Raw genomic sequence first — 23,285 nt, 5'->3', positions numbered from 1 at the left:
CACGTTTGCATTACCCCTCAAGAGAACCCGGGTGTCGCGAAAGCCACTTTCGGGACACCAGACGTCCCGAAAGTGGCTTTCGCGACACCCGAAGCAGGCGCGTGGGCAGGCGGACAACCCCCTCGCGACGCGCTCCAGAGCGCACGTCCACTGTGGACTTCAGGGACCGTGTCCCTTTTGTGACCTGTCCGCGGGCGCCTCCGCCACGAATACCGGGTGACGCCCGTTGTGAAATCAGCGATTTTCCTTACAGGAAAAGAAAACCAGTCCGTTCCGCCATCGGCCACGAATACCCGGCATGAAGACTTCGCGAGCCGATCGGGAACCGCGCCTCCCCTTCTTCGGGGCGGCGCTGATCGGTGTCGTGGCCCTCGCCGCGGCACTGGCGGCCGGACACCTGGTGGCCGGGTTCATCAGCCTCAACGCCTCGCCGTACCTGGCGGTCGGCAACGGGGCGATCGACCTGACCCCGGTGGAACTGAAGGACTTCGCGGTCCGGACGTTCGGGGTCTACGACAAGCTCGTGCTGCTCGGCGGGATGGCCGTGGTGATGGTGCTCGCCGCCGCGGCGGCGGGGATCGCCTCGCGCCGGTCACCCGTTCCGGGGATCGTGCTGATCGCGGCCTTCGGGTTGCTGGGCGGTTTCGCCGTGTCGCAGCGGCCCGACCTCTCCGCGGTGGCCATGCTCGCGCCGCTGGCCAGTCTGATCGCCGGAGTCGGCGTCTTCTTCTGGCTGCACCGGCTGGCCGCGGCCAGGTCGCGCGTCACCGATGACACCCCTGGCGGGGCTCCGTCTCGCCGGTCCGTGTTGCTGGCCGGAGCCGGGGCTGTCGTGGCCGCCGGTGCGGCCGGTGCCGGTGGGCAACTGATCTCCGGGACGCGAGACGCCGAGTCTTCCCGGGAAGCCATCGGACGGCTGGTGCCCGCCGCGCCGGCGCCGCCGATCCCGGCCGACGCGGATTTCGCCAAACTGGGCACGCCGACGTTCCTCACCTCGAACCGTGACTTCTACCGCGTGGACACCGCGTTGTCGGTGCCGCAAGTCCGGGCCGAGGACTGGAGTCTCCGGCTGCACGGGATGGTGCGCAACGAAAAGCGGTTCAGCTACGACGACATCCGGAACCGCCCGCTGATCGAGCGCACGATCACCATGACGTGCGTGTCCAACGAGGTCGGCGGGACCTACGTCTCCACGGCGAACTTCATCGGCGTGGACCTCGGGGATCTGTTGCGGGAGGCCGACGTTCTTCCCGGTGCCGAGCAGATCTTCTCCACCAGCGTCGACGGCTGGACGGCGGGCAGCCCGGTCGTGGCCGCGCTCGACCCGGAGCGGGGCGCGATGCTGGCGATCGGGATGAACGGGGAACCGTTGCCGGTCGAACACGGTTTTCCCGCCCGAATGGTCATCCCGGGTCTCTATGGCTATGTTTCGGCGACGAAATGGGTCAAGGACCTGGAGATCACCACCTGGAAAGCGCGCCGCGCGTACTGGCTCGATCGCGGCTGGGGCGAACAGGCCCCGATCAAAACGCAGTCCAGGATCGACAGTCCGAAAGGATTCGAAACGGTACCCGCCGGCAAGGTCCGGATCTCGGGTGTCGCCTGGGCGCAGCGCACCGGTGTCGAGCGGGTCGAGGTCCGGCTCGGCGCGAACGGGAATTGGCAGCCCGCAACGCTTTCCCGCGAGGTGGGTCTCAACACCTGGCGTATGTGGTGGACCGAATTCGACGTTCCGGCGGGCAGTCACCAGGTCACCGTCCGCGCGGTCGACAAATCCGGCTACACCCAGACCGACGCGCGTGCCGGAACCGTTCCGGACGGTGCGACGGGCTGGCACGTCATCAGTTTCACCACACGGTGATCGGCGTCACCCGAAAGAGTGGCAATCCGATTTCGCAGCAGTTCCGAATACCCGGTAAGAGTCCGAAAAACAAATGGAGTGATTTTCCGTGAGCAAGCTTCGCGTCGCAGGAATCGGTTTCACCGCGGTCGCCGCACTGGCCCTGACCGCCTGCAGCAGCAACGACACCCCCTCGGCGGGCGGCTCCAGCAGTGCCCCGGCGCCTTCGAGCTCGATGTCCGCCCCGATGTCCAGCGCCGCCTCCGGTGACGGCGTCACCACCAACGCCGACGTGTTCGGCCCGGCCTGTTCGCAGCTGCCGCAGGGCAGCTCGCCCGGTTCGCTGGACTCGATGGGCCCGCAGCCGGTCGCCAGCGCCGCGTCGACCAACCCGCTGCTGACCAAGCTGGTCGCCGCGGTCAAGGCCACCGACCTGGTCGACACGCTCAACAGCCAGCAGGCCATCACCGTGTTCGCCCCGGCGGACCCGGCCTTCGCCGCCCTCGGCGACGCGAAGTTCAACGAGCTGGCGGGCAAGCCGGCCGAGCTGGCCCCGATCCTGCAGTACCACGTCGTCGGCAAGCGTTACGACGCCAAGGGTCTGGAGTCGGCCAAGACGCTGGAGAGCCTGAACACCGCGGGCGGCCCGCTCAAGATCGAGGGTACCGGTGACAACATGACCGTCAACGGCGCCAAGATCCTATGCGGCAACATCCCCACCAAGAACGCCACCGTGTTCGTCATCGACAAGGTGATGACCCCGGGTACCAACAAGAACTAGGTCCCCACACGACGATCGCGGTGGCCACGCCCTCGGGCGCGGCCACCGCGATCGTCGTGTGCCAGGAAGGTCAGGGAACGAGCGCGGCGGCGTCCACGTCGGTCACCACGAGGCGCAGGCTCGCGTTCTCCCAAGGGGTTCCGGTCAGCACGGCGCGCAACGCGGCGCCGGCGACCTCCGTCAGCGGCGGGATCGGCACCTCCAGCGCGACGACGCGGATCTCGACGACGTGCTCGGAGATGTCGACGGCCATCACGTCGAGATCCCACGGCACCGCCGAGGCGGCGGCCGTGGTGGACGGTGTCGCCGCGCGCAACCCGGGGATGTCTCGGAGCGTGCTCAGCAGCGACGCGGTCAGTTCGGAACGTGCGGTCACAACAGTCCTCCACGGATTTCGATGTCCAAAATGGACACCGAGACGGCCGACGGGGTGAGCCCGGTCGCCTCGGTGACCGCCCGGCTGACGGCACGCTGCACCGCCTGCGCGGTCGCCGCTGCCTGGTCCAGCCCGGAGAGCGAAACGTCGATCTCCACCCGCACCCCGGGCGGATCGTGATCGAGGAACGCGCGGACCCCTTCGGTCGGCGCCGGTTCGAGGCCCTTGATCCGCTGCCGCGCGATCCGGGTCAGCGAGCCCGCCAGTCCGCGCAACCCGGGTTCCAGGCGCACCACGCCGGGGACCTTCGCCGCGGCGTGCGCGGCGACCGCCGCGATCACCGGCGGGGAGATCACCGTTTCGACCAGCTGCCCGGCCGGTGCCTGCTCACGCGTCATAGATGTCCTCCACCACGAGATCGAGCCGCGCCAGGCGGAGACCGATCCTGGCGCCCGCCGCCGCCGTGACCCGCTCCCGGACCACGTCCAGCGAGTCACCGTCGAAATCATGCGCGATCGCGAGGCTCAGTTCCACGTCCACGGCCAGCGCGTCGGTGTCTTCCGGTGAGCGCTGGACCCGGCAGTGCCGGGCGCGGACGCCGTCGACGGAGTCCGCGGCGAACCGCAGCACCGCCGCGACCGCCTGATCGCTCACCTGTACCTCGCCGGGCTCGGGGCTGGCCAGCGGCACCAGGTCCCGGCGCCGCACTTCGGCGCGGACAGCGGACATGATCCGGCTCGCGAGGTCCGGTGACGGCTCGGCGTCGTCGTCGGCCAGTTCCCTGGTCAACCCGCGCAGCACCCGGAGGCTTTCGCGGGTCGCCCGGCAGTGCGGGCAGTCGAGTTCGTGCGTGTCCGCGCGGCCGGCGTCGACCTCGTCGAGTCGTTCCCAGACCTGTTCGACGTCCCTGCCGCACGGGAGCAAGTAGTCCTGAGTCGCGTGGTTCATCGCCATGGCGCCATCACCTCCGCCAACTGTGCTCGTGCTCGCGCGATGCGTCCCCGCACCGCGGTGGTGGTCGCCCCGATCGCCTTCGCGATCTCTTCGTAGGAACGGCCGTGGACCTCGCGCAACAGCCAGCAGGCCCGTTGCTCGGCGGTCAGCTGGTCCAGTGCCCCGGTCAGCGCCGTCATCTGCGCGCTGGTCTCCGCGGCGCGGTCCGGCCGTCCGGCCGACCCTTCGGACTCCCGCAGGTCGAGTTCGACGTCGGCCACCGGTTTCCTGGCGCGGATCACATTGAGGCACCGGTTGGTCGTCATCCGGTAGAGCCAGCCGACGAACGCCGCGTCCTCCTGCAGCTGGTCGAGCCGCCGCCAGGCGAGGAGGAACACCTCTTGGACGACGTCCTCGGCATCCCCCTTGTTCCCCAGCATCCGCAGCGCCAGCCGGTACATCGGCCCTTGGAACCGCAGGACGAGCTGCTCGTACGCGCGGATCTCGCCGTCACGGGCCCGCGCCACCAGCGTGGCGTCGTCCAGCATCGTCTCGCCGGCGGCCGGTGCGTCGTCTCTCGCTGACGTCGTCATCCAGCGCACCTGTGCAGTGACGCCATCCGAAGCTCCCTTCACGCCACCTTCTCGGGTGACTCCCGTAAGACACGTCTTCCCCGGAAACGTCACGCGGGAAACCCGGTCCAGCCGACCACGTCACAGCGGACAGCGCACGCCGAAGTCAGGTGGTCACGCACGGTACGCGAGCGCGGGGTAGTCCTCCAGGTCGATGTCGGTCGCGAGCTTGTCGGTCACCCACAGCATGCAGCGCAGCACGAACGGCCGCCGGAACATCTGGTTGCGCAGGCTCATCCGCAGTTTCGTCGGCGGCGCGAGGAACGGGCCCGCGTTGGCGCTGCGAGCGATCTTGGCGTAACCGCGGAACTTCTCCTCGTACCGCCGGAACGCCACCTCGTGGTCGCCGTTCGCCGACGCGAGCTCACCCGCGATGACGTACGCGGCCACGATCGCGAGCCCGGTGCCGAAGCCGCCCAACGTGTTGCCGTAGGCCGAATCGCCGATGAGCGCGACGCGGCCGGTGGAGTAGGTCTCCATCGTCACGCGGCTGATCGAGTCCAGGTAGACGTCGTCCGACCGCTTCACCGCCTCCATCAGTTCGGGCAGCCGCCAGCCGCCGTCGGCGAACGCGCCGGACAGGATCTTCTTCTGCTGGTCGGTGTCGTACCGGTCGTAGGCGATCTCGGGGGAGGCGAAGACGAAGAACGCGGAGGCCTTGGGCCCGCCGGTGGCGGCGAGACGACCGGGCTCGTTGTACATGACCGAGGTGCCGCCCGGGCCGCGGAAATCGTCACCTTCGCCGGTCTCGACCAGGGCGTAGTAGTGGCCGAGGTGCTTGACGTAGTCGGCCTCCGGGCCGAACGCCAGCCGTCGCACGGTCGAGTGGATGCCGTCCGCGCCGAAGACGAGATCGAACCGCCTCGGCGCGCCGCGTTCGAAGGTGACATCGACGCCGTCGGCCGTCTCGGTCAGCGAGGTGATGGAGTCGCCGAAGACGTACTCGCAGTCCTGAGCGGTCCGTTCGTAGAGGATCTCGGACAGGTCGCCGCGCCGGATCTCGACGTCGCCGCCGGTGAACTCGCCGGGCATGACCGCCAGCGGCCGTTCCGTGGCGTCGATGATGGTCTGGTCGTGCCCGCCGGTCTGGCGCCGGTACACCTCGTCGAGGATCCCCATCCGCTCCAGCACGGCGCGATGGGTGGCGCCCTTGAAGTCGACCGCCTGGCCGCCGGTGCGGAGTTCCGCCGACCGTTCGACGACGGTGACCGCGTAGCCCTGGCGGGAGAGCCAGAAAGCGAGCGCGGGTCCGGCGATGCTTGCGCCGGAGATGAGGACTGTCCTGTTCGTCATGGCCAGGAGCTTCGCGGCCGATGTTGACGAAGCGCTGACGGTCCGCTGACGGCCGTCCGTCAGCTCCAGCCAGGCAGGGGGAGGGTGAGTTGCCCGGGGTCGTCCGGCGGCGCGCTCTCGTACCGGGGCGGCGTCGCGGACAACCCGATCGGGTTGCGGGTCAGCCGGACGGAGGTGCCGTCGGGCCGGGGGAGGTCGACGGTCGGGTTCAGGCCGAGCCGTTCCGCGAGGGCGAACGCGCCCGCGACGTCGTTGACCTCCCCGGCGGGCACCCCGGCGGCGCTCAGGTCCGCGGCCCAGTCGGCGGCCGGACGGCGGCCGAGGTGCTCCTCCAGTAGCGCGCGGAGTTCGGCGCGGTGCTCGACCCGCGCCGGATTGGTCGCGAACCTGGCCTGGTCCGCGAGTTCCGGCAGGCCGATGACCTCGCACAACGCCGCGAACTGCCGGTCGTTGCCGACGGCGAGCGCGAGTTCGTGATCGGCGCAGGGGACGAGTTCGTACGGCGCGATGCTGGGGTGCCGGTTACCCATCCGCGCCGGGACCGCCCCGCCCGAGGTGTACGCGCTGCCCTGGTTGACCAGCGCGGCGAGCAGACTGGACAGCAGGTCGATCTCGACGAGCTGCCCCTGCCCGGTCCGGTCGCGGTGGCGCAGGGCGGCGAGGACGCCGACGCTCGCGAACAGCCCGGCCAGCACGTCGACGAGCGCGACGCCGACCTTCTGCGGCTCGCCCGCGGGGTCGCCGGTGATGCTCATCAGCCCGCCGACGGCCTGGATGAGCAGGTCGTAGCCGGGCAGCGCGGCGCCACCGCCGGAACCGAAACCCGTGACGGAGCAATAAACCAGGCATGGGTTCGCCGCTCGCAGGGTCTCCGGGCCCAGGCCGAGGCGGTCCATCACGCCGGGCCGGAAGTTCTCGACCACGACGTCGGCCTCCAGCGCGAGCGCGCGGGCCTTCGCGAGATCGTCCGGATCGCCGAGGTCCAGCGCCACACTCGTCTTGTTCCGGTTCACCGACTGGAAGTACGTAGCCTGGCCCGCGGCGTCGTAGGGCGGCCCCCAGCTGCGGGTATCGTCGCCGGTGCCCGGCCGCTCGACCTTGACCACCGTCGCGCCGAGGTCGGCCAGCAGCATGGTGGCGAACGGGCCGGCGAGCACCCGCGAGAAGTCGAGGACGCGCAGCGGGCCGAGTGCGGTGTCGGGCATGGACCCGACCCTAAGCGGCCGCTCGCGTCTTCGAAGTTGTGATCGCGCTCACGAAAGGCCGGTTTTCCCAATACTTTCCTCTAGGTACCTACTATCCCCAGGAAGGTAGCTTCGGTCGCGTCAACGAAAAGCGAACCGAGGAGCGACCATGATCGTGGTGACCGGAGCGACCGGGAACGTAGGACGGCGGCTGGTGAAAACCCTTGCCGCGGCAGGGGAAGAGGTGACGGCGGTGTCGCGCCGGATCTCGGCGGCGGACGTGCCGGACGGCGTGCGGACGGTGCGGGCCGATCTCGCGGTGCCCGGAGACCTGAATCCGGTTTTCGAGGGTGCGGACCGGGCATTCCTTCTGACGTCGGGGGAATTCCTGGCGGCGGGCGGTGACGTCGCGGACGTCGTCGCGGCGGCACGGGAAGCCGGGGTACGGCGGATCGTGCTGCTGTCCTCCCAAGGCGTCGGGAGCGGACGGCACGCGCCTGCGTTCGAAGATGCGGTCAAGGCGTCCGGTCTGGAATGGACGGTGCTGCGGCCGGGAGGCTTCGCCAGCAACGCTTTCCAGTGGGCACCGGCGATCCGTGCCGACCGGGCCCTCGCCGCGCCGTTCGGCGACGTCGCGCTGCCGGTGATCGACCCGGCCGACATCGCCGACGTCGCGGCGGCCGTCTTGCGGGAATCAGGCCACAGTGGACAGACCTACGTGCTGACCGGACCCGAGCCGATCTCGCCCAGGGAGCAGGCGGCGGCCCTCGGCGACGCGCTGGGCGAGCCGGTGCGGTTCGCCGAACTGGCCGAAGAAGAGGCTCGCGCCGCGATGTCGGCGTTCATGCCGCCGGTCGTCGTCGAGGCCACGCTCGCCATCCTCGGCAGGCCGACGGAGGACGAGCGGCGGGTCAGCCCCGACGTCGAGCGGGTGCTCGGACGGCCGGGGCGGACCTTCGCCGACTGGGCGGGGCGGAACGCGGCGGCGTTCAAATGAGCCAGGCGCGGTGAAGGCACTTCCGCGACGACGGAAGTGCCTTCACCGCCTGCCTCATGGCCCGGGATGGCCCGCGGGTACGGGTGTTTCGGTGACGTCCACCGGTTTCGGATCGCCCGGCTCGCTGCCGCCGAGGTCGAGCCGGAACGGTGGATAGCGGTCGGTCATCAGCGCGGTGTAGCCGGCGACCCGCAGTGCCCAGCGCTGGATCCCGACGATGAGGTCGAAGAGCGGGCGGGGATAGGTCCCAGTGAAGGTCAGCGCGAGCGCGGCGATCAGCACGAGTACACCGATCAGGCTGCCGCCCCAAGCCCAGCCGTCGTCGCCGAGTCGCCACGTGAACCACGTGCCGCCGCCGAACAGGACCGCGAGCACGAGATAGTGCGGGATGGCCAGGAGCCACCACTTCACGAGCGCGAGCCCGCGGGAAAGCCGCTCGGGATACTCGACGTCGAGCGTCGCCGGATAGTCCGGCTGTTCGCCGAGGCTGAACGGCGGGTAGCGGTCGGTGCCGAGCGCGCCGTAGGAGTAGTACGTCACGCGCCAGCTCCAGCGCATCACCCCGAGGTTGAACTCGAAGAGCGGCCGGGGATACCGGGCGGTGATCACGATCGCGACCAGCGCGACGATCCCGAGCAGCGACGAGGCCACCCAAAGCGCCATCAGCACCAGGACGTGCGGCACGATCAGCAGCCATTTCACCAGCCACAGCCAGCGTGACACCGGCTCGTCCAGTACTGCCCTGACCTGGACCGGGTAGGGCCGGCCGGGGATGCCCGGATGCCGTGGAGCCGTTGCGGTCATGGCACTCGCCTCTAATTCTGTACGTCGTACAATTACTGTACGCTGTTCAGAGATGTTCCGATAGGCACATACGCGGAGGAACCATGACCGGCAAAGCCCGCCCGGGTCCCCGGCGGACGCTCAGCGAACAAGCCATCCTCGACGCGGCTCTCGCCCTGCTCGCCGAGCGAGGCATGGACGGGGTCACCGTCCGCGGCATCGCGACCCGCGTCTCCGTCGCGCCGAACGCCGTCTACACCTACTTTCCCGACAAGGCCTCGGTTCTCCGGGGGATGGCGGAACAACTGCTCGGCCGCGTCGAGCACGACCGGTTCACCGATCCGTCGCTCCCTTGGCGGGATCGAGTCCGGGCTTTCGCCCTCGAACTGCGGTCGGAGCTCCGCGCCCATCCCGGCTCGGTGTACCTGATGCTCGGTCACCCGCTCGACGGCCCGAACGCGCGCGGGATCGCCGGGACCCTGCTGTCCATCCTCGCTGAGGCGGGACTCGGCGAGGAGGCGGCCGTCCAGGCGTCACACCTGGTCAACGTGCACATCCTCGGTTCGGTCGCCTTCGAAGGCCCGGAAGCCGCCGAGACCGAGAGCGAGCGCTTCCGGTGGGGGATCGACCGCGTTCTCGACGGACTCGCCGCACTCGTCTAGCAGGTCATTCGCGAGAGGCGAGCAGAGTCTCGATGTCGTCGACGCTGTCCCGGTGCGCGGCGGTCATCAGCAGGTGGTGCGCGAGATCCGGTTCGGTCTCCGGCGGGACGACCAGCAAGGTCAGCCGCCGCCTGCCCCCGGTGCCGATCACCGTCAAGGTGTGGGCGTGCTGCGAACGGAACCCTTCGAGCCGGACGTCGCCGCTTTCGACGACGAGCCGCCGGGGAGCGGGTGGCCAGGCCTCGAGGTGGTAGGTCACCCGCTCGATGTGGTCGAGCTGGACGGCCAGCACCACCAGCAGGGACGGCAGTTCGACGGCCAGATCACGGGAAGCGGGCCACCAGGCGCCGTCGACATAGCCGGTGGAGGGCGCTTTGGGCTTCAAGCGCAAGCGGGCGACGTGCTTCGGATGGTCAAGGGTGTTCGTCTGCGGGACCGTCATGGCGGTACTCCGTCCCAGGCCGAACGGCCCGGATGCGCCGAGGACGACGTGAGCTCGACCGCCCACGCGCGAAATGCTCTCGGACAGCCCGAGTTTACGCTGGTCGCGGTCTTTGTGCTTAGACTGTGGTCTAGCTAAGGGGCCCACGTGGACCAGCTCACTCTCGGCGTCATCTCCCGCTCTCGCAAAGAAAACGAGTGGCGGCTTCCGATCCACCCGCGCCATCTCGAACGGATCGACCCGGAACTCCGGAAACGCATCTACCTCGAACACGGCTACGGCGAGCGCTTCGGCATCCCGGACGAGGATCTGGTGCTGCTCGTGGCCGGTCTGCGGTCACGGGAATGGCTCATCGCGGAATGCGACATCATCCTCCTGGCCAAACCGCTCGCGGACGATCTGGCCGAACTCCGGCCGGGACAGATCCTGTGGGGCTGGCCGCACTGCGTCCAGGACGACAAGCTCACCCAGCTGGCCATCGACCGGAAGCTGACGCTCGTCGCCTTCGAAGCGATGAACCACTGGCGCGGCGACGGTTCGTTCGGCTTGCACGTCTTCCACAAGAACAACGAACTGGCGGGCTACTGCTCGGTGCTGCACGCGTTGCAGCTGATCGGTTCGACCGGCGACTACGGCCGACGCCTCCGCGCCGTCGTGATCGGCTTCGGGGCGACCGCGCGGGGTTCGGTGACGGCGCTGAACGCCCACGGGATCCACGACGTGCACGTGCTCACCCACCGCGGCGTCACCGCGGTCGGTTCGCCGATCCATTCCGCGAACATCGTGCACCTCGACCACGACCTGAACGGACCGGCCGATCTCCGCCGCAGCCACGCCATCACCGAGACCGGCCGCGTACCGCTGTCGGACTTCCTCGTGGGGCACGACATCGTCGTCAACTGCGTGCTGCAGGATCCCAAGGCCCCGTTGATGTTCCTCAAGGAAGAAGATCTCGCCGGGTTCAGGCCCGGAAGTCTCGTCGTCGACGTTTCCTGTGACGAGGCAATGGGTTTCAGCTGGGCGAAGCCGACGACGTTCACCGAGCCGACCTTCGCGGTCGAGGGTGTCACCTACTACGCCGTCGACCACAGCCCGTCCTATCTCTGGGACTCCGCCACCTGGGAGATCAGCGGCGCGCTGCTGCCGCATCTGAAGCGGATGCTCGGCGGACCCTCCGCCTGGGCCACCGACGAAACGCTCGACCGCGCCGTCGAGATCAGCGCGGGCACGATCCGGAACACCGACATCCTGTCCTTCCAAGACCGTTCGCCGGAGTACCCGCACGCGCGTCTGTGAGCCCGGCTCGATGAGAAAGTTCTCATCGAGTCCTCATCGGCGTATCACCCGCGCCGGGCAACCTGGGTGCTATGCGAGTCCGAATCTTCGTCCTGGCCGGGGTCGCCGCCGTCGTGGTGGCGGCCACCGGCACGTTCGCCGTCATCGCGGCCACCGCCGCCGCGCCGCCCGACCTCGGCCCGGCGGTCGTCGCCCCCGCCGGACAGGCCGTCACCGGACCGGGGGAGGGCGGCGCCCCGCCCGCCGTCGTCCCGCCCCGGCTGGCCGGGCACGACGACGACCTCGATGATGACCATGACCATGACCATGACCATGACCATGACGGTGACGACCACTTCGACTTCGACCTCGACGACTGAGCGGGGCCGATGAGCGCCCGCGCCCGGATCCTCGCGTGGGTCCTGCTGGTCGTCCTGCTCGCACTCGCCGGCTCGCTGCTGGCGACCCGCACCGTCCTGCACAACCAGCTCGACCAGCGGCTCGACAACGAGATCGCGCACGAGACGGGCAAACTCAGGGCCTTCCTGGCGTCGCCGGACGCCCGGCCCGCCGGGCAGCCCGCCACCGTCGAGGCGATCCTCGGCCGTCACCTGGAACGGAATCTGCCCGAGAAGTACGAGACGTTCTTCTCGATCGTCGACGGCGCCGCGTCGAGGAGGAGCGCGATCGAGCCGCCGGTCCGCCTCGACACCGACCCGAAGTTCGCCGCCGAGCTGTCCCGGGCCACGAGCCCGGCGTACGGCACGGTCACCACCGCTGTCGGATCCGCGCGCTACGGTGTCGTCCCGGTGACCATCGAGGGCTCGCCGGGCCGCGGCGCGCTGGTGATCGTCGAGTTCGTCGACCACGCCGCGGGCGAGATCAACGACGTCGTCGGCGTCATGGCCGCGATGTCCGGCGCCGCGCTGGTACTGGCCGGGCTGATCGGCTGGCTGGTCGCGGGCCGCATCCTCGCGCCGGTGCGGGAGGTCCGCCTCGCCGCGGAACAGATCGGGGAGACCGATCTTTCACGCCGGATCGAGGTCCGCGGCTCGGACGATGTCGCCGCGCTGGGGCGCACCTTCAACACCATGCTGGACCGGCTCGAAAGCGCCTTCGCCGGGCAGCGCGACTTCATCGACGACGCCGGGCACGAACTGCGCACGCCGATCACGATCGTCCGCGGTCACCTCGAATTGATGGGTGACGACCCCGAGGAGAACGCGGCCACGCGGCATCTGGTCCTCGACGAACTCGGGCGGATGCAACGGATCGTGGACGACCTGCTGATCCTCGCGAAATCCGGCAGCCCTGACTTTCTTTCGCCCGGCGATACCGACCTCGCCGATCTCACCGTCGAGACGCTCGCCAAGTCCCGCCCGCTGGCCGACCGAGCCTGGCGGCTGGACGCCGTCGCCGAGGTGACCGTCCGCGCGGACGGGCAGCGGCTCACGCAAGCCCTGCTGCAACTGGTCTCCAACGCCGTCCGGCACACTTCGTCGGGCCAGGAGATCGCCCTCGGCTCGGAGGTCACCGCGACGGCGGCGCGGCTCTGGGTCCGCGACACCGGCGAAGGCGTGCCGCCTGATTCGAGGAGCCGGATCTTCGAACGGTTCAAACGCGGCAGCAACTCGAGCGGCGACGACGGCGCCGGACTCGGCCTGGCGATCGTCGCCGCGATCGCCGAGGCGCACGGCGGCCGCGTCCTGCTCGACACCGTGCCTGGCGAAGGCGCGCGGTTCACCATGGAGATCCCTGTCGAGGAAGGGGCGGACCGGTGACCAGTGTGCTGGTGGTGGAGGACTCCGCGCGGATCGGCGCGTTCGTCGAGAAGGGCCTGCGGGCACAGGGTTTCGCGACCCGCTGGGTCAAGACCGGCTCCGAGGGGCTGACCGAGGCGTTGACCGGCGCGCACGATCTGGTCGTGCTCGATCTCGGGCTCCCGGATCTCGACGGTTCGGATCTGTTGCGCGCCTTGCGCGCGGCGGGCCGGACGGTGCCGGTGATCATCCTGACCGCGCGGGACAGCGTCGTCGACCGGGTCGCCGGGCTGTCCGGCGGCGCCGACGACTACCTGGCCAAACCGTTCGCGTTCGAGGAACTGCTGGCCCGGATCCGGTTGCGGCTGCGGGGAAATCCCGAAGCCGAACCGGCGGTGCTGCGCGCCGGGGACCTCTCGCTCGACCTCCGCACGCGGAAGGCTTCGGTGGCGGGGGAGGAGAAGGACCTCACCGCTCGCGAGTTCGCGCTGCTGGAGACGCTGCTGCGCAACCGCGGCCAGGTCCTGTCCCGCGAGCAGCTGCTCGGCGGGGTCTGGGGTCTCGATTTCGACCCCGGCTCGAACGTGGTGGACGTCTACATCCGTTACCTGCGCGGCAAGATCGGCGTCGAGCGGATCGAAACCGTGCGGGGGATGGGTTACCGGCTCGGTGAGTCCTGATGAGACGGTTCTCATCCGGCTCTCACGACGGTCTCTTTTCCCGGCGGCACAGTGGTTCCCATGACCACGACCCTGCTTCATCTCGCCGTCGACCTCGTCGCCGCCGTCATCCTCGCCTACGGCATCTACGCCCGTCGCCACCACCGCGGTGACCTCGCCTGCGCCTACCTCGCGCTGAACGTCGGCGTCTGCGTTTCGGTCGCCGTGCTGCTTTCCGTGTCGACCGCGAGCGCGCTCGGGCTCGGCCTGTTCGGAGTACTGTCGATCATCCGCCTGCGGTCCGATTCGATCAGCCAGCAGGAGGTCGCGTACTACTTCGTCGCGCTGGTACTGGGGTTGGTGAACGGGCTGCCGTCCGCGGACTGGCGGATCGTCGCGGTTTTCAATGTCCTGCTGCTCGCCGTCATGTACGTCGCCGACCACCCCTCGCGCACGCGCGGACCGCAGCGGCGGACGGTCGTGCTCGACACCGTGTATCCCGACGAACAGACCATGCTGATGGAACTGCGGGCACGGCTCGGCGGAACGATCGTGCGGCACACCGTGTCCGAAGTGGACTATGTCCGCGAGGTCACCGTCGTCGACGTCCGGTTCCGGCCGGACGCCACCCCGGTCGTCCACGGTGCTCCGGCGGGTCACCGGTGAGCGGGCGCGGAACGGCCACCGTCGCGGCGGTGGCCAAAGGGCTTCCTTCGCTGTCGCTGGCCGAAGTCGTCGCCACGAGCGGGTTGATGAGCCGCACGGACCGGAAGTACGTCCTGCCGCTCAACGACTTCCTGGCCGTCATGGAGGCGCTGTCGTCACGGTGCCTGGAGATCGACGGGCAGCGGGTGTTCGGCTACTCGTCGACCTATTTCGACACGCCGGATCTCGCGATCTTCCGCGCGCACCGGCAAGATCGGCGGCGCCGGTTCAAGATCCGCACGCGCACCTACACCGACTCGGCCGACACCTACTGTGAACTCAAGGTCAGCGGACGGCGGGACGAGACGGTCAAGGTCCGCCGCCCGCATCCGGCCGGGTCGGCGCACGGCCTGACCGCGCCCGCGCTGGCGTTCCTCGACGACGCCCTCACCGCCGCTTACGGCCGTCCCGCGCCCCGGCCGCTGACCCCCGCGCTGGTCACCGACTACCGGCGGACCACCCTCGTCACCGCCGACACCCGGATCACCTGCGACACGTCGCTGGTCTGGCGTTCGGGTTCGCGGAGCCTCGCCGCCGGGGGTGATTTGGTGCTGCTGGAGGTGAAGTCGGCTTCCGAGCGCAACAGCGTCACCGAGGCGCTGGCGAAACTGCGGATCCGCGAGCAGTCGGTGAGCAAGTACTGCGCCGGCCTGGTGGCGCTGGGGCTGGCGACCGGCGGGAACCGGTGGCGACCGGCGCTGCGGCGGCTCGGGGTGGCGTAACGATCGCGGCGCGGCGGCCGACCCCTGCTGTTGGGCCATCCGGCCCGAACGAGGGAGGGTGAGCATGAAAACGAGGGACAAGGTCGCGCTCGCGGCCGCTGGGCTGGCCGTCGCGGCGGCCGCGGGCACGGTGTTCGCCGGGACGTCCGGGGCCGTCGGCCCGTCGCCCACGCCGAGCGTGCAGGCCGCGGAGACGTCGTGCGTGACCGACGGCGCCGGGATGTGCACCGTGCCGCACGCGCTGGGCGCGGTCCCGGCCGCGGTGGTGGTGTCGGCGAACACGCCGGGCCAGTTCAACGCGTACATGCTGAACACGGTGCAGGGTTCGTACACGGCGACGACGTTCCAGGTGCGGGCGATGTTCAACCAGACCACGCCGAAGGCGGGCGGGGCGATCTGGTTCAGCTTCGCGGCCTACGGTGGGCCGGTTTCGCCGCCGACCACTGCGACACCGACGAAGACGACTCCGCCGACCACGCAGTTACCGCCCACGACGACCCCGGTGCCGACCACGAGCCCGACTCTTCCGGGCCTTCCGGGTGGTGGCTCGGGCTCGGGCAGCTGACTGTCCAAAGAGGACCGGCGATCACTGCCGGGGTCGCGGCGACGGCCGGTCGTCCAGTTCTTCGGCGAAGATCGTGTCGAGGTGGAGACGGGCCCGCCGCAGTACCCGGATGCTCGCCCTCAGTGACAACGCGGCGCCGATGACCGCCACGACACCGAGCCCGATGGCGATCGAATTCGCCACGAGCGCCTCCCTGCCCCGATGGGCGAGATACCGGTGCCCATCTTGATGGTGAGCGTGAGCCGCTCGGCGTTGGTCCCTGCAACCTAGACGAGCCGAACCCGTCCTGTACTGGAAACCAGCTGTTTGGCCTAGGCGATCGCGGCAGGTGAGCGCTGTGATAACTTGGAGCGAACTGGGACTTCTGTGCGTTAGCAAACCCGCTGATCGGGCTGGGACGGCTCCCGCGGAGGTGTCAGGACACCCTTGGGGCCGGTAGCTCAGTTGGTTAGAGCAGGGGACTCATAATCCCTTGGCCGTCGGTTCGAGCCCGACCCGGCCCACAACATCAACATCGCCACCGACCTGCAGAAATGTTGGTCCTTCGGCGGCATTTTCGCCTCGGCGTTGATCGCGACTGGGCTCCGTTATGTCTCCGTTTGCTCCGGTGTGCTCATAGGTGGAGGAGTGCTCTGCAGAGCTGGTTGGTGGCGTAGCAGCGTTTCTGCTTCCTCGCCACAACCGCTGCGGTGGGGACCTGCGGTAGTGGACGCGTGCGTTGCTTGTCGATACCTGCTCACGAAGTGGTCAGCTCTGGATTGACGTCATTGCCGGAGACTCGTCTGACGCCTTCGCCTGCGACTGTGGGTAGTCGGCTTCGGCGGTGCGTGTCGTCTTGCGCGAATCTCTCAGTCACTTAAATGACAGCTTTCTGATCTGCGAGAACAGCATTCGTGACCCCCCTCACTGCCAGTCAGGTTCTGACAGGGCACTGACCGGCTGTAGCCCGGTGGCACCGAGCACGGCAGGCAGGCCGAAGTCCAGCCACGGGTATCAGAATCGGCGGCGACGCAGATAGGTCAGTGCTTGGGCCTGCTCGGCCTCCGGGGGCGATGCACCGCGCGCACGTCGTTCCGTTCCCAGATCAGCTCGGTCTTCAAATACCCCGGGAAGGCGCTGGGGCAGCGTAGTTACGAATGACGCAGCCCAGCCGGGTACCCACCTAGCCCAAGGAGCTTTTGAGCGTGGAGAGCATGGACGCCGCAAGGTCGAGCAGACGCGGTGAGGGCGTTGATCGTCGGATCGATGGTCGGCAGCTCGGTGTCGAGCTTTGGCTCTGATCGAGCCTCGATTGACATTTGCTTGGTACCGCTACTCTTCGGTCACTCGTTGTCCGGACGTTTCACGCGGCTGTCGTGCCAGATGCGTCCCTCCTACGACGGCGAGGCCGAGGATCCCGAGCAACACCGTTTGGTTGCTATCGGCGAGGACTCCCACAAAGAGGGTGATAGCGATTGTGGCGTCCGCGCAGATCAGAATCCACTGCCATCTCGGCGCTCGTCTACGGTCTGCGCTTCCCATTGCTTCGGCCAGCCGTGGGTCAGTGGCCAGCAGTTCGTCTTCAATCTGACGTAGCGTCCGGCGCTCATGTTCGGGGAGCATGTCTTCTCCTCCGCGGCTACTACCAGGGATACCTGGGGTACCCGGTTGCGTGCGAGGCTAAGCCTGCGGCCGGAATGCTTAAGGCTCGTGAGGGCGCCGCGGCGATGTGCGAGCCAGAGAGACGGTGTCGGAGAGCCTTTCGACCACTGGAAACGAGGTCGCGTAAAGGTCGTCCTTGCGGTGAAGCGCGTGTTCTCCGGCGAAATAGAGTACGCACGCGATGCCGCAGTCCCGGGCGGCCGCCGCGTCGTCGACGCTGTCCCCGACGAGCAGCACCTGCGCCGGGTCGATGTCGAGGGTGGCGAGGTGCGCGGCGAGATGCGGCGCCTTGCCCGCAGGCGTCGTCGGACGCGCTCCGGCGATCCGATCGAAGTACTCGGCTATTCCGTTCTCTGCCACGAGCGGGACGAGCTTTTCGTGTGAGTACAGCGATAGCAAGGACTGACTTCCACCCCATTGCTTCCAGGTCTTCAGGGAATCGGCCGCTTCCGGATCGAGGACCACGTCGGCGAGTCGGCGAGTGTAGCGTGCTCGGAAGTCCTCGAGCAGGTTCTGCAATTCGGACTCGGCGAGTGGGCGCCCGGCGAGCTGCTCGAAGAAGAGGGGTACGGCCTTTCCGTGGAACCGCTGATAGCGCTCTTTGGTGACCGATCCGTGGCCGGCCGCGGCGAATGCCTCCAGGGTCGACACAATCAGCGCTTCGCCGTCTTGAAGGAGGGTTCCGTTCCAATCCCAGACGATATGGCGGATCTCTTCCACAGGCTGCTTAACCTCTCCTTCGGGATTAGGGTCGGGGCATGCCGAAGATTCGTGTCGCGGAAGAAGCCGGTGTCGGAGTACGCGGCGAGGAGAGGGCCAGCGAAGACGTCGTGGCTGTTCTGGGCAACGCGGTGCTTCTCCTCGACGGCGCGACCAATCTGACGCCCGGTCTCCCCAGCGGTGGCTGGTATGCCGGAAAGCTGCGGGATCGGCTCGTCCGAGCGCTGGAAGCCGACCCGCACGCGCCTCTGTGGTCGGTGCTGGAGGAGGCGATCCGGGGTCTCGCGGCGACCGAAGGACTGATACCAGGGTCCTCGCCGTCGAGTACGGTGGCGATGGCCCGCTGGACGGACGAGCGGGTCGACGCGCTGGTCCTGTGTGACAGCCCGGTCGTGGCTTTCGGGGCTGACGGTCCCAGACCGCTGGTCGACGATAGGGTACGACGCCTGCCCTCGTCGCGGCACACCTATCAACGGGCGTTGCGCGATGGCGCGGGATACAGCGAAGGCCATGTTGGTGCCCTGCGCGCCGGAATGGCGACGACAGCGTCCCGGTATCGGAATCGTGAGGAAGGTTTCTGGGTCGCGGAGGCCGACCCCGTCGCGGCCTCGCACGCGGAATACGCGACGTGGGCACGCGACGAGGTCGAGGGGCTCGTCCTCGCCAGTGACGGAGTTTCGTGCGGCGTCGACGATTATGGGATTTTCGACTGGCCTGGTGTTTACTTGCTCGCCGGGCGCGAGGGACCGGGAGCGGTGCTGGCCGCAGTCCGCCAAGCCGAGCGCGAGGATCCGCACGGACGCCGATGGCCCCGTCCCAAATGTCATGACGACCAAGCTCTCGTCCTTGTCGAAGGGTTATGAGTTATGGGACCGGGTCGAGGAGAACCTGCCCGTCGTGAGCGCGGACGGCAACCTCTGAGGTAGCGAGTGCGTCGATCACTCTGACGGCGAACACTTCGGCCAGCAGAGTGCTGACTTCGGCGGGATGGATCCATCGGAAGGCCCGTACCTCGTCGTTGAGCGCGAGTTGGCCGCCCACCGGGCGACAGCGGAACATCAGCGCGACCACGCCAAGCTTCATGTTCTTGTAGACGCCGGTAAGTCGGTCGACGTCGATGTCGAGACCGGTTTCCTCATGTACTTCCCGGCGAAGCCCGCGCTGGATGTCTTCGTCGAGTTCGAGGACGCCACCTGGTGGTTCCCACCGTCCGTTGTCACGGCGCTGGGTCACCAGGATCCGGCCGTCTCCGCTGGTGATCGTCGCGGCGACGCTGACCGAATGCCGCGGTGTCGATGTCGTCACGGACAAGCCTTTCTCGAGCCTTCACAGTCGGATTTCGCCGAGTTTGGTCATGCCGATGGCCAACGCCGTCAGTAGTGCGGCGAACGCTGCGAAGGCCACCGGCAGTCCCAGAGTCTGGGCGGCTAGCCCGCCGAGCAAGGAACCTCCGAACTGCCCGGCGAAAGCGAAGATGAAGTACACCGCCAGCAATCGGCCTCGTGTCTTGTCGGAGGCGGAGGTGTTGACCGTCGAGTTGGTGATGCTGATCGCTCCCAGCCAGCCGGCACCGCTCAGCGCCGCAGCCACGAGTGCCAGCACGAGGTGCGGTGAGAAGGCCAGCGCCGCCATCCCGGCCGCGCTTGCCAGACAACAGATCGCGACGAACCGGTTGTAGCCGAGCTTGGCCGCCAGGCTGGCGACGAACAGTCCGGCCAGGATGGCGCCCGCTCCGAACGCGCTGAGCAAACCTCCGAAGCCCAGTGCGCCGCCCTGCAGGGAATCCCTCGCGACGATGGGAAGCAGCGACATCGCCGGCATCGCGAGCAGGGAGAAGAGGAAGGCGACGCCGTAGAGCTTGCGGACGATCGGATCACGCAGCGGCCGGATGCGTTCGGCAGGGGCACGACTGGTCTCCATCGGTGGTAGCAACCGCCAGACGAGCACCGCCATCAACGCAAAGCTCACGGCGTCGAGGAAGAACGCCGCGGGCGCGCCGACGGTGATCAGAAGCCACGCACCGATGGTCGGTCCCAGTGTTCGTGCGGCGTTGTATCCAGTGCTCACCAGCGCCACCGACCCGTGGACGTCCTCGTCCGGGACCTGACGGGGAACCGTCGACTGCCACACCGGGTTGTCCAGCGCGACGAACGCGCCCATGAGCGCGGTGAGCACGAACAAGGACGGGATCCGCAGCTGATCGAGAGCGGCCAGCAGGCCCATGGCCAGGGAGACGGCCATCAGCGAGAGGTTGATCCAGACGAGGAGCTTCCGGCGGTCCCGGGTGTCCGCCATTTTCCCGGCGACGACCGACAGCAGAACGATGGGCAGAGCCTGCAGGGCATCGACGACGCTGACCAGGAAAGGGGAGGGTGAGAGGGTGGCCACGGTCCACCGGGCGGCCACATTGTGGATCCACGTACCGAAGAACGAGACCACGCCCGCCAGCCACAGCCAGCGAAAACGGCTGTGGCGCAGCGGACGGAGCCCCACCGGCAGTGCGCGGCGTGGACGTCGGATCTGTCGCGGGGTGGGCATCGCTACCTTGACGGCACGCCGCTTGAGCGGGTCCGGTTACGCCATTCGACCAGGCTTCGCAGGCCGTCGGCCAGATCGACACCCGCGGAGAAACCGAGAAGGTCGGCCGCCTTGTCCTTGCCGCCGATGCGTTTCGTCACCAAATTGGCCGGGATGGCGGCCTCGCGGTACTCCGGCTCGATGTCGCGGCTGGTCAGGTCGCTGAGCATCGAGACGACCTCTCGAACCGTCGTACCCACGCCGGAGCAGACATTGAAGAATCCGCTCTTCGTGTCTGATTCCATGGCGCGGACGTTCGCCGCCGCGACGTCGTGAACGTGCACGAAGTCCAGCATCTGCGACCCGTCGCCGTGGATCACCGGCGGCTTGCCCGCCTCGAGCCGATCCAGCACCTTGTGGAGAACCGAAGTGTAGGCACCTTTGGAGTCCTGCCGCGGACCGTAGATGTTGAAGTAGCGCAACGCCACCCAGTCCAAGGAGTACAACTCACCACAGGCCAGCAGGAGGTGTTCGGCCGCAACCTTGTTGGCCCCATAGAGGGTTCTGTTGTTGTAGGGATGTTCCTCGGTCATCGGCACGATCTGAGGTTGACCGTACACACTGGCCGACGACGAATGGACGACCTTGCTCACGCCGTTCCGCCCAGCGGCCTGGAAGACGTTCCAGTTGCCCTCGACATTGATGGTGAAGGCATCGTCCGGTGATTCGTTGCTCGCGACGATGCCGATCGCCGCGAGGTTGAAAACACCGTCGACGCCCTGCATCGCCTCATTGAGCCGATCGAGGTCACGGATGTCGGGCTGACCTGGCAGCACGGTCAGCCTGGGATCGCCGACCGCGCTTTCCAGGTTACTCAGGGCCCCTCGGATAAGGGAATCGTAGATGATTACCTCTGAAACCTGCGTTTTCAGTAGTCGGTCGACGACGTGGCTGCCGATGAAACCGGCGCCGCCGATGACCATGATCCGCTTTCCTGTCAAGTTCACAGCACATGCCCCCATTGGATGGCTTTCCCGGAGTTGACCTTCGCCTGGTACCCGTTTTGGGGCGGCTAAACACGTCTCCAAGAAAATCTCGGCAATCTCTCTCCAGCGGCTGCAGGCCCCGCCATGCTGTGCAAAAGTGAAACGGTGGTCGGTACCGCAACAAGGGGGCTAAACGAAATGCGGATGCTTCGTCGTGGTGACTCGGGCGCTGCTGTGGCCGAGGTCAATTCGATTCTTCAGGACCAGAAACTACTTGACATGTCAGGGCCTACCGCCGATCAGGGGTACTTCGGGGAAGCGACCGAACGGGCTTTGCGAGCGTTCCAGCAAGAGCGGGGCCTCGACCCGGACGGGGTGGTGGGACCGGCTACTTTTCGGGCTTTGCGCGGCGCGATGTTCCATCTCGGTAGCCGTCCGCTGACCTACCTCTTTTCTGCGCCTGTCTTCGGCGACGATGTGCTGGCACTGCAGGAGAAGTTGACGGCACTCGGCTACGACGTCGGCCGATGTGACGCCGAGTTGGGGCCACAGACCCACAGTGCGTTGCGCAGGTTTCAGCACGACGTCGGTCTGGCCCCGGACGGCGTGTGCGGCGCCGAAACCGTCCACGCCCTGGACAGATTGCACCGCGCACCCGCGACTGGAGGCAGCCCGGTACTGCTGCGGGAGAAGGAGCGCTTGCGCCGGTCGGGGCCGCGCCTGCACGGTAAACGGATCGTGATTGACCCTGGTCACGGGGGCGAGGACAGCGGCGTGATCCACGATGGGGTGACCGAAGCTGCCCTGATGTGGGATCTGGCTCGACGGCTGGAAGGCCACATGATCGCGGTGGGTATGGAGGCATTGCTGTCGCGCGGGCCGGCCAGTGTGCCGGCCACCGGCCGCGCGGAACTGGCCAACGAAGCCGATGCGGATCTTCTACTGTCCTTGCACGTCGATGGCTCCGCGTCACCCCGTGCTCAGGGTGTCGCGAGCTTCTACTTCGGCACTGGAAACGGGCGGCACTCCACCGTGGGAGAGTTGCTGGCCGGACTGGTCCAGCGGGAGATCGTCGCCAGAACCGGGCTCGCCGACTGCGGTACGCACCCGAAAACCTGGGACATCCTCACCCGATCGCGCTGTCCCTCGTTGCGCCTGGAGATCGGCTATCTGACCAACGACGGCGACCGCGGTCTCTTGCTGGACCCCGCGTTCCGGGATCTGGTAGCCGAAGGGATTCTCGTCGCGGTCAAACGACTGTACCTCTTGGACGAAGAGTTCCAGCCGATGACCGGGACCTACAGCATCCACGACATCCTCCGGCACGAATCAGCGTGAGTGATCGGCGTGCACTGTTCGGACGCCCCCTACGAGACCTCATCGCCGACACCCAGTGGCACTCGGTCCGGGCTCAAGCTGGCGTTGACCTGCACAAACCGGTAAACAAGCATTCGGCGACACTGCCTGATATATCGGAACTGGGGTCTCATAATCCTGGCCGTCGGTTCGAGCCCGACCCGGCCCACAACATCAACATGGCTGCTGACCTGCGGGAACGTTGGTCCTTCGGCGACAATTCCGCCTTGGCGTTGATCGCGACTGGGCTCCGTTATGTCTCCGTTTGCTCCGGTGTGCGCATAGGTGGAGGAGCGCTCTGCAGAGCCAGTTGGTGGCTTAGCAGCTTTTTGCTTCCTCGCCACAACCGCTGCGGTGGGGGCTTCGGCAGGTCCGGAGTTCTTTGCTTCCACGGCTGGACAAGCTCGTTGTGGTCGCAGGTTGGCTGGGCGTGCTCCGTGTTCTCGAGCAGAAGGC

27 protein-coding genes and 1 tRNA gene are annotated in these 23,285 nt (G+C 67.9%); 14 read left to right on the top strand and 14 right to left on the bottom strand.

What is annotated here, in order from left to right:
• Positions 1 to 298: 298 nt before the first annotated feature.
• On the top strand, positions 299 to 1,861 hold the full coding sequence (locus ACZ5IK_RS17130) for a molybdopterin-dependent oxidoreductase (protein ID WP_465488551.1): 1,563 nt from the start codon (positions 299 to 301) through the stop codon (positions 1,859 to 1,861).
• An 88-nt stretch (positions 1,862 to 1,949) separates the two neighbouring features.
• A complete protein-coding gene (locus ACZ5IK_RS17125) occupies positions 1,950 to 2,621 on the top strand; it encodes a fasciclin domain-containing protein (protein WP_101606175.1) in 672 nt (223 codons plus the stop codon).
• A 70-nt stretch (positions 2,622 to 2,691) separates the two neighbouring features.
• Here ACZ5IK_RS17125 and ACZ5IK_RS17120 read toward each other — a convergent pair whose 3' ends face one another.
• From ACZ5IK_RS17120 to ACZ5IK_RS17095, 6 genes are all read right to left on the bottom strand, one after another.
• Entirely contained in the window at positions 2,692 to 2,997 is a 306-nt protein-coding gene (locus ACZ5IK_RS17120) for a hypothetical protein (RefSeq protein WP_410604329.1), read from the bottom strand.
• Positions 2,994 to 3,395 (bottom strand): Asp23/Gls24 family envelope stress response protein, encoded by a 402-nt coding sequence (locus ACZ5IK_RS17115; RefSeq protein WP_410604330.1) that lies wholly within the window; start codon positions 3,393 to 3,395, stop codon positions 2,994 to 2,996. Before ACZ5IK_RS17115 ends, ACZ5IK_RS17120 begins: the two co-directional genes overlap by 4 nt.
• A complete protein-coding gene (locus ACZ5IK_RS17110; protein WP_465488550.1) occupies positions 3,385 to 3,951 on the bottom strand; it encodes an Asp23/Gls24 family envelope stress response protein in 567 nt (188 codons plus the stop codon). Before ACZ5IK_RS17110 ends, ACZ5IK_RS17115 begins: the two co-directional genes overlap by 11 nt.
• Positions 3,942 to 4,523 carry an RNA polymerase sigma factor gene (locus ACZ5IK_RS17105; RefSeq protein WP_465488549.1) on the bottom strand — a complete coding sequence of 194 codons (582 nt, stop codon included), beginning with the start codon at positions 4,521 to 4,523 and terminating at the stop codon, positions 3,942 to 3,944. Before ACZ5IK_RS17105 ends, ACZ5IK_RS17110 begins: the two co-directional genes overlap by 10 nt.
• A 153-nt stretch (positions 4,524 to 4,676) precedes the next feature.
• On the bottom strand, positions 4,677 to 5,855 hold the full coding sequence (locus tag ACZ5IK_RS17100; RefSeq protein ID WP_465488548.1) for an FAD-dependent monooxygenase: 1,179 nt from the start codon (positions 5,853 to 5,855) through the stop codon (positions 4,677 to 4,679).
• Positions 5,856 to 5,914: 59 nt separating this feature from the next.
• Positions 5,915 to 7,060: a CaiB/BaiF CoA transferase family protein gene (locus ACZ5IK_RS17095; protein ID WP_465488547.1), complete on the bottom strand. Its 1,146-nt coding sequence runs from the start codon at positions 7,058 to 7,060 to the stop codon at positions 5,915 to 5,917.
• A 148-nt stretch (positions 7,061 to 7,208) separates the two neighbouring features.
• Between ACZ5IK_RS17095 and ACZ5IK_RS17090 the strand changes: the two genes are divergently transcribed.
• Positions 7,209 to 8,036, top strand: a complete 828-nt coding sequence (locus tag ACZ5IK_RS17090; RefSeq protein ID WP_465488546.1) for an SDR family oxidoreductase — start codon at positions 7,209 to 7,211, stop codon at positions 8,034 to 8,036.
• 54 nt (positions 8,037 to 8,090) lie between these two features.
• Here the strand turns inward: ACZ5IK_RS17090 and ACZ5IK_RS17085 are convergent, their stop codons facing one another.
• Entirely contained in the window at positions 8,091 to 8,840 is a 750-nt protein-coding gene (locus ACZ5IK_RS17085) for a DUF4389 domain-containing protein (protein ID WP_465488545.1), read from the bottom strand.
• Between the two features lie 83 nt (positions 8,841 to 8,923).
• Here ACZ5IK_RS17085 and ACZ5IK_RS17080 point away from each other — a divergent pair, with 83 nt between their 5' ends.
• Positions 8,924 to 9,481: a TetR/AcrR family transcriptional regulator gene (locus tag ACZ5IK_RS17080; protein ID WP_465488544.1), complete on the top strand. Its 558-nt coding sequence runs from the start codon at positions 8,924 to 8,926 to the stop codon at positions 9,479 to 9,481.
• 4 nt (positions 9,482 to 9,485) lie between these two features.
• Here ACZ5IK_RS17080 and ACZ5IK_RS17075 read toward each other — a convergent pair whose 3' ends face one another.
• Positions 9,486 to 9,923 (bottom strand): DUF5994 family protein, encoded by a 438-nt coding sequence (locus tag ACZ5IK_RS17075; RefSeq protein ID WP_465488543.1) that lies wholly within the window; start codon positions 9,921 to 9,923, stop codon positions 9,486 to 9,488.
• Between the two features lie 147 nt (positions 9,924 to 10,070).
• On the opposite strand from ACZ5IK_RS17075, the gene ACZ5IK_RS17070 reads away from it, so the two are divergent.
• The 7 genes from ACZ5IK_RS17070 to ACZ5IK_RS17040 all read left to right on the top strand — a co-directional run bounded on the left by ACZ5IK_RS17070 (position 10,071) and on the right by ACZ5IK_RS17040 (position 15,609).
• Positions 10,071 to 11,219: a N(5)-(carboxyethyl)ornithine synthase gene (locus tag ACZ5IK_RS17070; protein ID WP_465488542.1), complete on the top strand. Its 1,149-nt coding sequence runs from the start codon at positions 10,071 to 10,073 to the stop codon at positions 11,217 to 11,219.
• 71 nt (positions 11,220 to 11,290) lie between these two features.
• The gene (locus ACZ5IK_RS17065; protein WP_465488541.1) at positions 11,291 to 11,578 is read left to right on the top strand and encodes a hypothetical protein; all 288 of its coding nucleotides are present in this window, start codon (positions 11,291 to 11,293) and stop codon (positions 11,576 to 11,578) included.
• 9 nt (positions 11,579 to 11,587) lie between these two features.
• The gene (locus ACZ5IK_RS17060) at positions 11,588 to 12,979 is read left to right on the top strand and encodes a sensor histidine kinase (protein WP_465488540.1); all 1,392 of its coding nucleotides are present in this window, start codon (positions 11,588 to 11,590) and stop codon (positions 12,977 to 12,979) included.
• Positions 12,976 to 13,638 carry a response regulator transcription factor gene (locus ACZ5IK_RS17055; protein ID WP_465488539.1) on the top strand — a complete coding sequence of 221 codons (663 nt, stop codon included), beginning with the start codon at positions 12,976 to 12,978 and terminating at the stop codon, positions 13,636 to 13,638. The genes ACZ5IK_RS17060 and ACZ5IK_RS17055 overlap by 4 nt, the downstream gene beginning before the upstream one ends.
• A gap of 60 nt (positions 13,639 to 13,698) precedes the next feature.
• Positions 13,699 to 14,283 carry a DUF4956 domain-containing protein gene (locus ACZ5IK_RS17050; protein WP_465488538.1) on the top strand — a complete coding sequence of 195 codons (585 nt, stop codon included), beginning with the start codon at positions 13,699 to 13,701 and terminating at the stop codon, positions 14,281 to 14,283.
• Positions 14,280 to 15,044 (top strand): polyphosphate polymerase domain-containing protein, encoded by a 765-nt coding sequence (locus ACZ5IK_RS17045; protein ID WP_465488537.1) that lies wholly within the window; start codon positions 14,280 to 14,282, stop codon positions 15,042 to 15,044. Before ACZ5IK_RS17050 ends, ACZ5IK_RS17045 begins: the two co-directional genes overlap by 4 nt.
• 64 nt (positions 15,045 to 15,108) lie before the next feature.
• Positions 15,109 to 15,609, top strand: a complete 501-nt coding sequence (locus ACZ5IK_RS17040) for a hypothetical protein (protein ID WP_465488536.1) — start codon at positions 15,109 to 15,111, stop codon at positions 15,607 to 15,609.
• A gap of 21 nt (positions 15,610 to 15,630) precedes the next feature.
• Here ACZ5IK_RS17040 and ACZ5IK_RS17035 read toward each other — a convergent pair whose 3' ends face one another.
• Positions 15,631 to 15,792, bottom strand: a complete 162-nt coding sequence (locus tag ACZ5IK_RS17035; RefSeq protein ID WP_465488535.1) for a hypothetical protein — start codon at positions 15,790 to 15,792, stop codon at positions 15,631 to 15,633.
• Between the two features lie 246 nt (positions 15,793 to 16,038).
• Between ACZ5IK_RS17035 and ACZ5IK_RS17030 the strand changes: the two genes are divergently transcribed.
• Positions 16,039 to 16,112, top strand: a tRNA-Ile gene (locus ACZ5IK_RS17030).
• A gap of 808 nt (positions 16,113 to 16,920) precedes the next feature.
• Here the strand turns inward: ACZ5IK_RS17030 and ACZ5IK_RS17025 are convergent.
• Both ACZ5IK_RS17025 and ACZ5IK_RS17020 read right to left on the bottom strand, forming a co-directional pair.
• Positions 16,921 to 17,211, bottom strand: a complete 291-nt coding sequence (locus tag ACZ5IK_RS17025; RefSeq protein WP_465488534.1) for a DUF3040 domain-containing protein — start codon at positions 17,209 to 17,211, stop codon at positions 16,921 to 16,923.
• Between the two features lie 78 nt (positions 17,212 to 17,289).
• Positions 17,290 to 17,970 (bottom strand): HAD family hydrolase, encoded by a 681-nt coding sequence (locus ACZ5IK_RS17020; protein ID WP_465488533.1) that lies wholly within the window; start codon positions 17,968 to 17,970, stop codon positions 17,290 to 17,292.
• A gap of 38 nt (positions 17,971 to 18,008) precedes the next feature.
• On the opposite strand from ACZ5IK_RS17020, the gene ACZ5IK_RS17015 reads away from it, so the two are divergent.
• A complete protein-coding gene (locus ACZ5IK_RS17015; protein ID WP_465488532.1) occupies positions 18,009 to 18,833 on the top strand; it encodes a hypothetical protein in 825 nt (274 codons plus the stop codon).
• 1 nt (position 18,834) lies between these two features.
• Here the strand turns inward: ACZ5IK_RS17015 and ACZ5IK_RS17010 are convergent, their stop codons facing one another.
• From ACZ5IK_RS17010 to ACZ5IK_RS17000, 3 genes are read right to left on the bottom strand one after another with little or no spacing between them, the layout of a single operon-like run.
• A complete protein-coding gene (locus ACZ5IK_RS17010) occupies positions 18,835 to 19,275 on the bottom strand; it encodes an NUDIX hydrolase (protein WP_465488531.1) in 441 nt (146 codons plus the stop codon).
• 21 nt (positions 19,276 to 19,296) lie between these two features.
• Positions 19,297 to 20,508 (bottom strand): MFS transporter, encoded by a 1,212-nt coding sequence (locus ACZ5IK_RS17005; RefSeq protein WP_465488530.1) that lies wholly within the window; start codon positions 20,506 to 20,508, stop codon positions 19,297 to 19,299.
• Positions 20,509 to 20,510: 2 nt separating this feature from the next.
• The gene (locus ACZ5IK_RS17000) at positions 20,511 to 21,470 is read right to left on the bottom strand and encodes an NAD-dependent epimerase/dehydratase family protein (protein ID WP_465488529.1); all 960 of its coding nucleotides are present in this window, start codon (positions 21,468 to 21,470) and stop codon (positions 20,511 to 20,513) included.
• Positions 21,471 to 21,671: 201 nt separating this feature from the next.
• Between ACZ5IK_RS17000 and ACZ5IK_RS16995 the strand changes: the two genes are divergently transcribed.
• Positions 21,672 to 22,811: an N-acetylmuramoyl-L-alanine amidase gene (locus ACZ5IK_RS16995; protein ID WP_465488528.1), complete on the top strand. Its 1,140-nt coding sequence runs from the start codon at positions 21,672 to 21,674 to the stop codon at positions 22,809 to 22,811.
• Positions 22,812 to 23,285: the final 474 nt, after the last annotated feature.

The organism is Amycolatopsis sp. NPDC031561 (assembly GCF_055580625.1).
This window is presented reverse-complemented; position numbering and strand designations above follow the sequence as displayed.

Excerpts from the sequence above, each read along its gene's own strand:
- ACZ5IK_RS17130 (WP_465488551.1), top strand. The coding sequence starts at position 299 with ATGAAGACTTCGCGAGCCGATCGGGAACCGCGCCTCCCCTTCTTCGGG.
- ACZ5IK_RS17115 (WP_410604330.1), bottom strand. The coding sequence starts at position 3,395 with ATGACGCGTGAGCAGGCACCGGCCGGGCAGCTGGTCGAAACGGTGATC.
- ACZ5IK_RS17110 (WP_465488550.1), bottom strand. The coding sequence starts at position 3,951 with ATGGCGATGAACCACGCGACTCAGGACTACTTGCTCCCGTGCGGCAGG.
- ACZ5IK_RS17105 (WP_465488549.1), bottom strand. The coding sequence starts at position 4,523 with ATGACGACGTCAGCGAGAGACGACGCACCGGCCGCCGGCGAGACGATG.
- ACZ5IK_RS17100 (WP_465488548.1), bottom strand. The coding sequence starts at position 5,855 with ATGACGAACAGGACAGTCCTCATCTCCGGCGCAAGCATCGCCGGACCC.
- ACZ5IK_RS17095 (WP_465488547.1), bottom strand. The coding sequence starts at position 7,060 with ATGCCCGACACCGCACTCGGCCCGCTGCGCGTCCTCGACTTCTCGCGG.
- ACZ5IK_RS17090 (WP_465488546.1), top strand. The coding sequence starts at position 7,209 with ATGATCGTGGTGACCGGAGCGACCGGGAACGTAGGACGGCGGCTGGTG.
- ACZ5IK_RS17085 (WP_465488545.1), bottom strand. The coding sequence starts at position 8,840 with ATGACCGCAACGGCTCCACGGCATCCGGGCATCCCCGGCCGGCCCTAC.
- ACZ5IK_RS17080 (WP_465488544.1), top strand. The coding sequence starts at position 8,924 with ATGACCGGCAAAGCCCGCCCGGGTCCCCGGCGGACGCTCAGCGAACAA.
- ACZ5IK_RS17075 (WP_465488543.1), bottom strand. The coding sequence starts at position 9,923 with ATGACGGTCCCGCAGACGAACACCCTTGACCATCCGAAGCACGTCGCC.
- ACZ5IK_RS17065 (WP_465488541.1), top strand. The coding sequence starts at position 11,291 with ATGCGAGTCCGAATCTTCGTCCTGGCCGGGGTCGCCGCCGTCGTGGTG.
- ACZ5IK_RS17060 (WP_465488540.1), top strand. The coding sequence starts at position 11,588 with ATGAGCGCCCGCGCCCGGATCCTCGCGTGGGTCCTGCTGGTCGTCCTG.
- ACZ5IK_RS17050 (WP_465488538.1), top strand. The coding sequence starts at position 13,699 with ATGACCACGACCCTGCTTCATCTCGCCGTCGACCTCGTCGCCGCCGTC.
- ACZ5IK_RS17040 (WP_465488536.1), top strand. The coding sequence starts at position 15,109 with ATGAAAACGAGGGACAAGGTCGCGCTCGCGGCCGCTGGGCTGGCCGTC.
- ACZ5IK_RS17025 (WP_465488534.1), bottom strand. The coding sequence starts at position 17,211 with ATGCTCCCCGAACATGAGCGCCGGACGCTACGTCAGATTGAAGACGAA.
- ACZ5IK_RS17015 (WP_465488532.1), top strand. The coding sequence starts at position 18,009 with ATGCCGAAGATTCGTGTCGCGGAAGAAGCCGGTGTCGGAGTACGCGGC.
- ACZ5IK_RS17005 (WP_465488530.1), bottom strand. The coding sequence starts at position 20,508 with ATGCCCACCCCGCGACAGATCCGACGTCCACGCCGCGCACTGCCGGTG.
- ACZ5IK_RS17000 (WP_465488529.1), bottom strand. The coding sequence starts at position 21,470 with ATGGTCATCGGCGGCGCCGGTTTCATCGGCAGCCACGTCGTCGACCGA.
- ACZ5IK_RS16995 (WP_465488528.1), top strand. The coding sequence starts at position 21,672 with ATGCGGATGCTTCGTCGTGGTGACTCGGGCGCTGCTGTGGCCGAGGTC.